9 protein-coding genes are annotated in these 11,572 nt (G+C 70.3%); 5 read left to right on the top strand and 4 right to left on the bottom strand.

All coding sequences use genetic code 11. The features are described from left to right. Positions 1-358: 358 nt before the first annotated feature. From dusB to K5L01_RS13485, 3 genes are all read right to left on the bottom strand, one after another. Positions 359-1,348, bottom strand: a complete 990-nt coding sequence (gene dusB, locus K5L01_RS13475) for a tRNA dihydrouridine synthase DusB (RefSeq protein WP_250065116.1) — start codon at positions 1,346-1,348, stop codon at positions 359-361. 292 nt (positions 1,349-1,640) lie between these two features. Next, entirely contained in the window at positions 1,641-2,594 is a 954-nt protein-coding gene (locus K5L01_RS13480) for a ribokinase (RefSeq protein ID WP_250065117.1), read from the bottom strand. Between the two features lie 176 nt (positions 2,595-2,770). Beyond that, positions 2,771-4,069 (bottom strand): NupC/NupG family nucleoside CNT transporter, encoded by a 1,299-nt coding sequence (locus K5L01_RS13485; protein ID WP_250065118.1) that lies wholly within the window; start codon positions 4,067-4,069, stop codon positions 2,771-2,773. Positions 4,070-4,254: 185 nt separating this feature from the next. Here K5L01_RS13485 and K5L01_RS13490 point away from each other — a divergent pair, with 185 nt between their 5' ends. Further along, the gene (locus tag K5L01_RS13490) at positions 4,255-5,226 is read left to right on the top strand and encodes an aldo/keto reductase (RefSeq protein ID WP_250065119.1); all 972 of its coding nucleotides are present in this window, start codon (positions 4,255-4,257) and stop codon (positions 5,224-5,226) included. 130 nt (positions 5,227-5,356) lie between these two features. Continuing rightward, complete coding sequence (gene hemP / locus K5L01_RS13495; RefSeq protein ID WP_250065120.1) at positions 5,357-5,554, top strand: hemin uptake protein HemP; 198 nt, start codon at positions 5,357-5,359, stop codon at positions 5,552-5,554. A 439-nt stretch (positions 5,555-5,993) separates the two neighbouring features. On the opposite strand, the gene K5L01_RS13500 is transcribed toward hemP, so the two are convergent. Further along, positions 5,994-6,347, bottom strand: coding sequence for a DMT family protein (locus K5L01_RS13500; RefSeq protein WP_250065121.1), 354 nt, complete (start codon positions 6,345-6,347; stop codon positions 5,994-5,996). Positions 6,348-6,495: 148 nt separating this feature from the next. On the opposite strand from K5L01_RS13500, the gene K5L01_RS13505 reads away from it, so the two are divergent. The 3 genes from K5L01_RS13505 to K5L01_RS13515 all read left to right on the top strand — a co-directional run bounded on the left by K5L01_RS13505 (position 6,496) and on the right by K5L01_RS13515 (position 11,075). Continuing rightward, positions 6,496-7,209, top strand: coding sequence for a response regulator transcription factor (locus tag K5L01_RS13505; protein WP_250065122.1), 714 nt, complete (start codon positions 6,496-6,498; stop codon positions 7,207-7,209). Between the two features lie 101 nt (positions 7,210-7,310). Beyond that, the gene (locus K5L01_RS13510; RefSeq protein WP_250065123.1) at positions 7,311-8,582 is read left to right on the top strand and encodes a sensor histidine kinase; all 1,272 of its coding nucleotides are present in this window, start codon (positions 7,311-7,313) and stop codon (positions 8,580-8,582) included. Between the two features lie 201 nt (positions 8,583-8,783). Next, positions 8,784-11,075 carry an NADP-dependent malic enzyme gene (locus tag K5L01_RS13515; RefSeq protein WP_250065124.1) on the top strand — a complete coding sequence of 764 codons (2,292 nt, stop codon included), beginning with the start codon at positions 8,784-8,786 and terminating at the stop codon, positions 11,073-11,075. The last annotated feature ends 497 nt before the right edge of the window (positions 11,076-11,572 follow it).

Genomic DNA, 11,572 nt, shown 5'->3' on the forward strand with positions numbered 1-11,572 from the left:
GCGCCGCTCCGGGCCCGCCTGCACTGCCGGCGGGCCTTTCTGCATTCGAGGAACTCGTCGCGGGCTCGACCGGGTGTTGCCCGATGCCGCAGACCTCGGTTGGCTTGTGGAACGGGGTCCTGCCCGCCGGGGCTTTGCCGGTCGGGCGCCGCCGGGCGATGCCCGGCGCTACAGAATGCCGGGACGTTGTAGAGCGGGGCCCCGCCCCGCTGGGGCTTTGCCGATAGGGCGCCGCCGGGCAATGCCCGGCGCTACAGAATGCCGGGGCGCTGTAGAGCGGGGCCCCGCCCCGCTGGGGCTTTGCCGGCCAGGCGCCGCCGGGCAACGCAGCGCGGGTGGCACGGGCCCCGGGCCGGCGTCAGGCGGCGGCCTGCGGTTGTCCGGCAATCAGGCCGTCGAAGTAGTCGCGGGTCAGGCGCAGCTGCGCGTCGGCGGTTTCGGCGGCGTTGACCACGGCGCGGAAGGCGGCGTTCTCCGGTCGGTCCTTCGCATACCAGCCGAGGTGCTTGCGGGCGATGCGCACGCCCTGTGGCTCGCCATAGAAGGCGTGCAGGTCGGCGAGGTGGCCGAGCAGGATGTCGCGGACCTCCTGCAGCGACGGCGGCGGCAGTTCCTCGCCGGTCGCCAGGTAGTGGGCGATCTCGCGGAAGATCCATGGCCGGCCCTGTGCGGCGCGGCCGACCATCACCGCGTCGGCGCCGGTGTGCCTGAGCACCTGGGCGGCCTTGCGCGGGGAATCGATGTCGCCGTTGGCCAGCACCGGGATGCGCAGCACCGCCTTGATCGCGGCGATGGTGTCGTACTCGGCGTGGCCGGTGTAGTGCTGGTCGCGGGTGCGGCCGTGGATCGCCAGGGCCCGTACCCCGCTGTCCTCGGCAATGCGCGCGATGGCCGGGGCGTTGCGCACGTCCGCGCACCAGCCGGTACGGATCTTCAGCGTGACCGGCACCTCCACCGCGGCCACCACCGCCTCGAGGATGCGCGTCACCAGCGCCTCGTCGCGCATCAGCGCCGAACCGGCCCAGGCGCTGCAGACCTTCTTGGCCGGGCAGCCCATGTTGATGTCGATGATCTGCGCACCGTGGTCCACGTTGTAGCGTGCCGCGTCGGCCAGTTGCCGCGGTTCGGTGCCGGCGATCTGCACGCTGATCGGCGCGGGTTCGCCGGTGTGGTCCATGCGGTGGATGGACTTGCGGGTATTCCAGAAGCGCGGGTCGGAGATGGTCATCTCCGACGCGGCCAGGCCCGCACCCAGCCGCTTGCACAGCTGCCGGAACGGCTTGTCGGTGACGCCGGCCATGGGTGCGAGCACCACATTGGGGGCGATGGTGTAGGGGCCGATCTGCATGGCGGGCATTGTAGTGCGTGGCCCGGCGGGGGGCCGGTGCGCGCCCGGGAACGGAGCGCGGGGCGGCCGCGACGGCGGCGGAGAACGCGCCGTGGCGGCCGTGGTGGTGCGGTTCCGCGCCCGGTCGCGGCAGGGCCTGCGCCGCGGGTGGCCGGAGAACGGAGCCCCGGCCGGAAAGGGGGCCACGCACCGGCGGCGGGTATGGCCGGTGCTTGCCGGGGGCGGTCCGGGGTGGGTGCCGATACGGGCAGGCACCCGCCGGAGCCGCCGCCGCGGTGCTCCGCGGGTTTCCTCAGCCGGCTTCGGCCGGGGTCAGCCGCGGCATCGATACCGCCGCGCCCTCGCGCTCGGTGGAGCGGGCGGCGTACTGGTTGGCGAAGCGCACATGCTTGATGAAGCCGGCCTCGGGTGCCTGCGCCAGCGAGGCGACCAGCGCGCCGTTGAAGGCGTCGCCGGCGCCGGTGGTGTCCACCACCTGCACGGATTCGGCGGCGACCCGGTAATAGGGCTGGCTGTCGCCGCGCAGGCGTTCCTCATCGTGGGAGACGAATACGCCGACCGCGCCGAGGGTGACCACCACGGTGTTGCCCGACAGTTTGCGGCACAGCGCATGGAGGCTGGCGCCGTCCAGCGCGGCGACGTCGTCGGCCTCCACGCGTTCGCCGACGTGGCGGCCGAGCAGGGCGGCGAACTCGGTTTCGTTCGGGGTCAGCACGTCGGCGAGCTTGAGCAGGGCCACGGTCGAGGGCGCGTTGGCCGGTGCGGTGTTGAGCACGGTCAGCACGCCGGCCGTGCGGGCCGCCTGCAGGGCCGCCTCGATGGATTCGGCCGGTGATTCCAGCTGCGCCAGCAGCACCTTGGCGTTGCCGATCAGCGCGGTGTTGGCGGCGATGAACGCGGTGCCCAGCGAGGCGTTGGCGCCGGCACCGATGACGATGGAGTTGCGGCCGCGGTTGTCCACGTAGATGCCGGCGGTGCCGGTGGGTTCGCTGCTGGCCTCGGCGGCCAGGGTGATGCCGTCGGCCGCGGCGAGCTGGCGCGCCAGGGTGCCGCCGAGATCCTCGCCCAGGGCGCAGACGAAGGTGGTGTCGGCGCCGGCGCGGCAGGCGGCGACGGCCTGGTTGAAGCCCTTGCCGCCCGGGCCGGTGCTGTAGCGCCCGGCAATGGTCGCGCCGGCGGCGGGCAGCGCATCGCAGCGCCAGACGTGGTCGACATTGAAGGAACCGACAACGACAACAGAACTCATGGAATCTACGTCTCTAAGGTGGCCGGGGGGTGGCCGGAAGGGGGCACGCGCGACGGCGGTGGCGGCGTCCGTCGCCCGCTCCCGCGGACCGCGGCGGGCGGGACCGCGGCGCCCCGCAGCGGTGGTGCGGGCATTGTGGCATGCGGCCGGCACCCGGTGCCGGCCGGGCAGCGTCCTCAGCCGAAGTGGGTGAGGACGCCGGCGATCGTCGCGGTCATCAGGGTGGCGATGGTGCCGCCGAGGACCGCGCGCAGGCCGAACCTGGCCAGGTCCTGGCGGCGCTCGGGGGCGAGCCCGCCGATGCCGCCGATCTGGATGGCGATCGAGCTGAAGTTGGCGAAACCGCACAGTGCGTAGGTGGCGATCAGGCGGCCCTCGTCGCTGAGCATCACGCCCTCGACATTGCCCTTGAGGATCTCCGACAGCTGCAGGTAGGCCACGAACTCGTTGATCACCACTTTCTGGCCGATCAGCGAGCCGACCGTGGTGGCGTCGGCCCAGGGGGTGCCGATCACCCAGGCGAGCGGCGCCAGCACGTAGCCGAACAGGGTGGCCAGGTTGGTCGGCTTGCCCAGGGCCTGGGCCAGGCCGGTGACCTCGCCCAGCCAGGTCAGCGGCGCATTGAGCAGGGCGATCAGGGCGATGAAGGCCAGCAGCATCGCGCCGATGTTCAGCGCCAGCCGGAGGCCATCGCCGGCACCGGCGGCGGCGGCATCGATGATGTTGGAGGAGGTCTTCTCGACCTCCATCTTCACGGTGCCGCGGGTCAGCGGATTGCCGGTCTCGGGCACCAGCAGCTTGGCGATCACCAGGGTGGCCGGGGCGGCCATGATCGACGCGGCCAGCAGGTGCTTGGCGTAGAACGCTTGGGCCGCGGTGTCGCCGCCGCCGAGCATGCCGACATAGGCGGCCAGCACGCCGCCGGCGATGTGCGCCATGCCGCCGATCATCATCGTGATCAGCTCCGATTCGGTCATCTTCGGAATGTAGGGGCGCACCGTCAGCGGCGCCTCGGTCTGGCCGATGAAGACGCTGGCGCAGACGCTGGTGGTCTCGGCACCGGACACGCGCATCACCTTGGTGATGGCCCAGGCCATGACCTTGACCACCGCCTGCATCACGCCCAGGTGGTACATCACCCCCATCAGCGCCGAGAAGAAGATGATGGTCGGCAGCACCTGGAAGGCGAAGATGAAGCCGTAGCGGCTCGTGTCCATCAGGTCGCCGAAGATGAAGCCGGAGCCCTCGTTGACGAAGCTGAGGATCTTGACGAAGCCGCGGCCCAGCCAGTCGAAGACGTCGCGGCCGCCGGGCACCAGCAGCACCAGGGCGGCGAAGCCGATCTGCAGGGTGATGCCGGTGGCGACCAGCTTCCAGTCCACCGCCCGCTTGTTGTTGGAAAACAGCCAGGTGATGCCGATCAGCACCAACAGGCCGAAGAGGCCGAAGCCGATCCTGCCCAATCCTTCGACCATGAGTAGTTCCCCGGGGCCAGCCTGCAAAAGCCGAAAGCCTAGTGCAGCGGCCTGTGGCCGGCAACAACGGCGTCGCCGGAGGCGCCCGCCGGACCCCGCTGCGCGGGCGGGCCGGGCGGGGCCCGGAGGTACACTGGGCGCCCGCTCCGCGCCCCCCGCGCCGGGGCGTCCACCAGGAGCCTGTCATGCACTACCGCCGTCTGGGGGCCTCCGGCCTGCAGCTTTCCGCCCTGTCCTTCGGCACCTGGGTCACCTTCGGCAGCCAGATCGCCCGGGGCGAAGCCCGCAACCTGATCGCCGCGGCCTGGGACAACGGGGTCAACTTCTTCGACAACGCCGAGGTTTACGCGCAGGGCCGCGCCGAGGAGGTGATGGGCGACGTGATCGTCGACCTGCGGCTGCCGCGCGACGGCTACTGCGTTTCCAGCAAGGTGTTCTTCGGCGCCGCCGATGCGCCGAACCCGCTGCAGCGCGGGCTGTCCCGCAAGCATGTGCACGATGCCTGCCATGCCGCGCTCAAGCGCCTGCGGGTGGACTACCTGGACCTGTATTACTGCCACCGCCCGGACCCGGAAACGCCCATCGCCGAGACCGTGCAGGCGATGGATGCGCTGATCCGCCAGGGCAAGGTGCTGTACTGGGGCACCTCGGAATGGTCCGCGGCGCAGATCGCCGAGGCGGTGGCGTTCGCACGCGGCAACGGCCTGCAGGCGCCGACCATGGAGCAGCCGCAGTACAACCTGCTGCACCGGCAGCGGGTGGAGCAGGAGTATGCGCCGCTGTATGCCGATGCCGGGCTGGGCACCACGGTCTGGTCGCCGCTGGCCTCGGGCCTGCTGACCGGCAAGTACAACGACGGCATCGCCGCCGATTCGCGGCTCGGGCAGCCCTCGCTGGGCTGGCTGCAGCCGGCGGTGCTGGGCGAGCCGGCCGACGACCGCCTGGGCAAGGTGCGCCGTTTCACCGCCCTGGCCGCCGAGCTGGGTGAATCGCCGGCGCAGCTGGCGATTGCCTGGTGCCTGCGCAATCCACGGGTGTCCAGCGTGATCCTCGGCGCGAGCCGGGTGGCGCAGCTGGAGGAGAACCTGCGTGCGCTGACGCTGCTGGAGCGGCATGGCGAGGACACCTGGGCGCGGCTGGAGGCGGTGTTCGCCTGAGGCGTGCGGGAAACCAGCGGGCCGTCCGCGGCCCGGCGGTGGCGGCGTTCAGAAAAAAGTTGCCGCGCCCCCTTGCACTGTAGATGAGAATCATTATCATTAAATCCGTCCCCGCCACGGAACCTTGATGATGTTCGCCCAACCCGTCCTGCTTCGCCCCCGCACGCTGCACCTTCCGCAACGGCCTGCCCCGCAGCCGGTGGCCGTGGATGAGACCATCGACAGCGGCGCCCTGCTCAAGGGGCAGCGTGAAATCCTGATCCGGCATGGTGACCGCGTCTACCGGCTGCGGCATACCAGCAACGACAAGCTGATCCTGACCAAGTAATTCCCACGGCCCGGCCGCCCGGCCGGTGCCGTCATCCGCTCTCTCCCCCCTTGGCCGCGACCGGGCCGCTTCCGCGGCCCGGCCGCCAAGCCAAGGGTTCGAGCCCCGCGGGAGGGCCGGCCGGTGCCGTCCGTACCCGTGCGGCTGCCGGCGTTGCCGGGAAGCGGCCTCCACCGGGTGCCGCGTCCTCCGCCGCGATGCGGGCCGGCCGCGCTGCGTTGTTCCTGTTCCTCGTCGAGACGTGCCATGCGGGCTGCGCATGTGCGCGCCGCTGGGCGTGGCCGTCGTGTGGCCGCGCGCCAGCCGCGTCCGGACCCTGTCGCCGCGCGGGCCCGTCCCCGCGGCCGCCGGCGCCGGCGGGGAACCGTCCGCGCCGCTCCAGCGTGCAGCACCTCCACGGTGGCGGCCCCGGTCGTACGGGCTGCCGTCCGGTGGCCGGCTATTCCTTGAACATCAACAGCGCGGCGACCGCGATCAACGCGAACGCGGCCCAGTGGTTCCATTTCAGCGGTTGCCCGAGGTACACCGCGGAGAAGCCGGCGAACACCAGCAGGGTGATCACTTCCTGCAGGCCCTTGAGCTGCGGTGCCGAGTACACCGCCGCACCCAGCCGGTTCCCCGGGACCTGCAGGCAGTATTCGAAGAAGGCGATGCCCCAGCTGACCAGGATGACCGCCAGCAGCGGCGCCGAGCGGTACTTCAGGTGGCCGTACCAGGCGAGGGTCATGAATACGTTGCTGGCGACCAGCAGCAGTACCGGGTAGACATAGGCGGTCAGGGGCGGGGCAGGCATTGGGCGGGTCCGGCGGGCGACGCCGCCAGCTTAAGCCGTGGGGCGGTATGCGCGGCGTTGCCCGCCCGGTCCGCCGATGGGCATTTCTTCACGTCGGGTCCACTCCGGATGCGGCATCTTTCACAAAGCTGAAGAACGTGGAGGCTCCATGCGACAGACAAAGGAATCGTCCGGACTCGTGCTGGTCGTCGAGGACAACCGCAACATTTCCGAGATGATCGGCGAGTACCTGGAAGGCAAAGGGTTCGAGGTGGACTACGCCTGCGATGGGCTGGACGGCTATCGCCTGGCGGCTGAGAACAGCTATGACGTGGTGGTGCTCGATCTCATGCTGCCGCGACTGGACGGCATCGAGGTCTGCCGCCGGCTGCGCAACGAGGCGCGCAAGTCCACGCCGGTGCTGATGCTGACCGCGCGCGACACGCTCGACGACAAGCTCACCGGGCTGGGCTTCGGTGCCGACGACTACCTGACCAAGCCGTTCGCCATCCAGGAACTGGAAGCACGGCTGCGCGCGCTGATCCGCCGCGAGCGCCGGCAGGTCGGCGCGGAGGTGCTGAAGGTCGCCGACCTGGTGCTGGATCCGGTGAGCATGCGCGCGACCCGTGCCGGTACCGAGCTGCAGCTTTCGCCGATCGGCCTGCGCCTGCTCACCATCCTGATGCGTGAGTCGCCGCGGGTGGTGACCCGGCAGGAGATCGAGCGCGAGATCTGGGGCAACGGCCTGCCCGACTCCGATACCCTGCGCAGCCATCTGTACAACCTGCGCAAGATCATCGACAAGCCCTTCGATCGGCCCCTGCTGCATACCGTGCAGAGCGCCGGCTACCGGATCGCCGACATCGCCCAGCCGATGGGCTGAGGATGTCCTGGCGCGCGCCCTGCCGCGATGGGAGCCGGCATCCGGTGGCCTGTTCCCCGGCGCGCTTCCCCTAACAGCACAGGACCGACGACGGGCTTCCAATGCTGCACGGTTTGCCGCGCAAGATCAGGACCGCTTTCATGCTGCAGGCGCTGCTTGCCAGCCTTGCGCTGTTGCTGGGCGGCTATCTGGTGCTGCTGGTGATCAAGTTCGGCCTGGTCAACGCGGTGCTCGAAGAGGAGGCGGCGCATTTCTGGGAGCTGCATGCGGCGTCGCCGGTGCAGCCGCCGCCCAACACCGCCATGATCCGCGGCTACCTGCTGGAGAGCGGCAGTTCGCCGATGAGCCTGCCGCGGAACCTGCGCGGGCTGGCGCCGGGCTTCCACGAGATGGGGGCTTCCGACCAGCTGGTGCTGGTGGACGAGCAGCCCGCGGGGCGGCTGTACCTGGTGTTCCTGCGCTCGCAGGCGCAACGGATGGCGCTGTGGTTCGGGCTGGTGCCGGTTCTGCTGGTGCTGCTGGCGGTCTACGGGGCGTCCTGGGTGACCTACCGGGTCTCGCACCGCGCGGTGTCGCCGGTGAACTGGCTGGCACGGCGGGTGTCGCAGTGGGACCCGCTGTATCCGGACGCCAGCGAACTGTCGCCGGAGCGCCTGCCGCCCGACGTGCAGGGCGAAGTGCGGCAGCTGGCCGCGGCGCTGCGCGGGATGGCCGGGCGCATCGGCGACCATGTCGCGCGCGAACGCAACTTCACCCGCGACGCCAGCCATGAACTGCGCACGCCGCTGACCGTGATCCGCATGGCCAGCGACATGGCGCTGGCGTCGCAGGCGCTGACCCCGGGGCTGCAGCGCAGCCTGCAGCGCATCCAGCGCGCCGGCCAGGACATGGAGGCGCTGATCGACGCACTGCTGATCCTTGCCCGCGAGGCGAACATCGAGCCGCAGGCCGAATGGATCGAGGTGGCCGACGTGGTCCGCTACGAAGCGCTCAGCGCCGCCGCCAGCCTGGCCGGCCGTCCGGTCGAACTGGAGGTGCACGTCGCCGCGCCCTGCCCGTTGCGGGTACCACCGCAGGTGCTGCATGTGGTGATCGGCAACCTGCTGCGCAATGCCTGCAACTACACCGAGGCGGGCAGGGTGGACGTCACCGTCGAGGCCGACCGGCTGGTCGTCGCCGATACCGGCATCGGCATGTCGCAGGAGGCGCTCGCGCGCATCTTCGAGCCGTTCTTCCGGGTCGAGCCGGAACGCCGCAAGGGGCACGGTCTGGGCATGCCGATCGTCTATCGGCTGTGCGAGCGCTTTGGCTGGAAGATCCAGTTGCAGAGCACGCTCGGCCGCGGGACCACGGTGACCCTGCAGCTGCACTGAGCATCGCCGCGGCGCGGCCGCGCCTCGTCGCGGATGCCGGGACACGGCAGGGAGAGGGGAGCGCGGCACGTTCCATCGGGGGCTTGGCAATCGCCTGGAAATGTGCGGTTGCAGCATCATTCCGACAGGAAAACGACAGGTCCAGGCGACCCAACGGGGGTATCATCGGTCGTTCCCCCGCCCATTCATGTCCCTACGTCGATGTCCAACGAAGATTTCAAGCAGGCCGCCCTCGATTACCACCGGTTGTCCCCGCCGGGAAAGATCAAGGTCGTGGCGACCAAGCCGATGCTGACCCAGCGCGATCTGGCGCTGGCCTACTCGCCGGGCGTGGCGTATGCCTGCGAATCCATCGTGGCCGACCCGGCGACAGCCAGCGAGCTGACCGCGCGCGGCAACCTCGTGGCGGTGATCAGCAACGGCAGCGCCGTGCTGGGCCTGGGCAACATCGGCCCGCTGGCGAGCAAGCCGGTGATGGAAGGCAAGGGTGTGCTGTTCCAGAAGTTCGCCGGCATCGACGTGTTCGACATCGAGGTGGACGAAAGCGATCCGGACAAGCTGGTGGAGACCATCGCGTCGCTGGAACCGACCTTCGGCGGCATCAACCTGGAAGACATCAAGGCACCGGAATGCTTCGTGGTCGAGCGCAAACTGCGCGAGCGCATGAACATCCCGGTGTTCCATGACGACCAGCACGGCACCGCGATCATCGCCGGCGCCGCGATCCTCAACGCGCTGGACATCACCGGCAAGAAGATCGGCGAGGTCAAGGTCGCCACCACCGGCATGGGCGCGGCCGGCATCTCCTGCGTGAACATGCTGGTGGAGCTGGGCGTCAAGCCGGAGAACGTGATGGCGTTCGACCGCGACGGCGTGATCTACAAGGGCCGCCCCGGCCTGGACCCGGAGAAGGCGCGCTATGCGCGCGAGACCGACAAGCGCACGCTGGCGGAGATCGTCGAGGGTGCCGACATCTTCCTGGGCCTGTCGGCCCCGGGCATCCTCACCGCCGACATGGTCAAGACCATGGCCAAGGATCCGGTGATCTTCGCCCTGGCCAACCCGACCCCGGAGATCATGCCGGAAGTGGCGCGCGGCGCCCGTCCGGACGCGATCATCGGCACCGGCCGGTCGGACTACCCGAACCAGGTCAACAACGCGCTGTGCTTCCCCTACCTGTTCCGCGGCGCGCTGGACGTCGGCGCCACCGGCATCAACGAAGCCATGAAGGTCGCCTGCGTGCGCGCCATCGCGGCGCTGGCCCGCAAGGAGGCCTCCGACCTGGGAGCCGCCTATGGCGGCGAGACCCCGAGCTTCGGCCGTGACTACCTGATCCCGCGCCCGTTCGACCGGCGCCTGCTGGTGGAACTGTCCTCGGCGGTCGCGCAGGCGGCGATGGATTCGGGCGTGGCCACCCGCCCGATCGCCGACATGGCCGCCTACCGCGAGAAGCTGGCGCAGTTCGTCTACCGCACCAGCCTGATGATGAAGCCGGTGTACGACCGCGCGCGCACCGACAAGCAGCGCGTGGTCTATGCCGAGGGCGAAGAAGAGGTGGTGCTGCAGGCGGTGCAGAACGTGGTCGATGAAGGCCTGGCGCACCCGATCCTGATCGGCCGCCCGGACGTCATCGAGGCCCGCATCGCGCGCCTGGGCCTGCGGCTGAAGATCGGCGGCAACATCGAAGTCACCAACATCAACGACGACCCGCGCTTCAACGAGTACTGGCAGTACTACCATGGGCTGACCGGGCGCCGTGGCGTCACCGTGGCCGCGGCCAAGAACCTGATGCGCTCGCGTCCGACCCTGATCGCCGCGGTCATGGTCGCCCGCGGCGAGGCCGACGCCATGCTCACCGGCGTCGTCGGCCGCTTCCACAAGAAGCTCGGGTACGTGCGCAGCGTGCTGCCGCTGGAGCCGCGGGTCACCTCGACCTCGGCCATGACCGGCGTGATCAACCAGCAGGGCGTGTTCTTCTTCGTCGACACCCACGTGCAGGAAGATCCGACCGCCGAGCAGCTGTGCGAAGCCACCCTGCAGGCGGCCTACCGCATGAAGCTGTTCGGCATCGAGCCCAAGGTGGCGCTGCTGTCGCACTCCAACTTCGGCAGCCACGATTCGAAGGATGCGCGGAAGATGCGCGAGGTCCGCGAACTGCTGCGCAAGCGCAATCCGCGCCTGAACGTGGACGGCGAAATGCAGGGCGACACCGCCTGGGACGAAGCGCTGCGGCAGAAGCTGCTGCCGGGCTCGACCCTGCAGGGCCGTGCCAACCTGTTCGTGCTCCCGAACCTGGAGGCGGCCAACATCGCCTACAACCTGGTGCGGGTGTTCACCGACGGCGTGGCGATCGGGCCGATCCTGATGGGCGTGGCCAAGCCGGTGCACATCCTGACCACCAGCGCGACCTCGCGGCGGATCCTGAACATGAGCGCGATCGCCGCGGTGGATGCGCAGATCCGCAAGCAGATGGACAGCGAGCGCGGCGGCTGACCCGGGGCTTCGGTATCGACAGCGACAAGGCCGGCGTCATGCCGGCCTTGTCGTATCCGTGGCCGCCTGCGGGATGGCCGCGGACGGCGGGCGGGGTGTGTGCCGTCCGGCGATGAAGGTCTGCCTGGTGGCCGCCGGCGCCGGCCTTTCCAGTCGGCGTTGGTGGGCAAAGGCGGGAGGCGGCGCCCATGTGGGGCCGCACTGGGGGCCCCGGGCGGGAGAGCGTGCCGGAGGAGGCCGTGCGGCGGCTTGCAGCTGCGTGCCGGTCCGGGCTGATGGCGCCGGCCGGTTCCCTTTCAGTACGTCATGCTCCCGCTGCCCGCGCCGCGGATGGTGTGGGCCCGCACGCCGGTCGGCGCGGGCGGGCTCGCAGAGCCGTGCAGGTGGCGGGATGGGGCCGTGCACTCGCCGGTGGCCGCCGATACGTGGCGTGCGGTACGTGTGCAGGCACTGTTCGTGGCGGGAGCGCAGGGGCTCCGGTGCGGGGCCGGGGCGGC

This window comes from Stenotrophomonas mori, from assembly GCF_023556335.1.
Lineage (GTDB): Bacteria > Pseudomonadota > Gammaproteobacteria > Xanthomonadales > Xanthomonadaceae > Stenotrophomonas > Stenotrophomonas mori.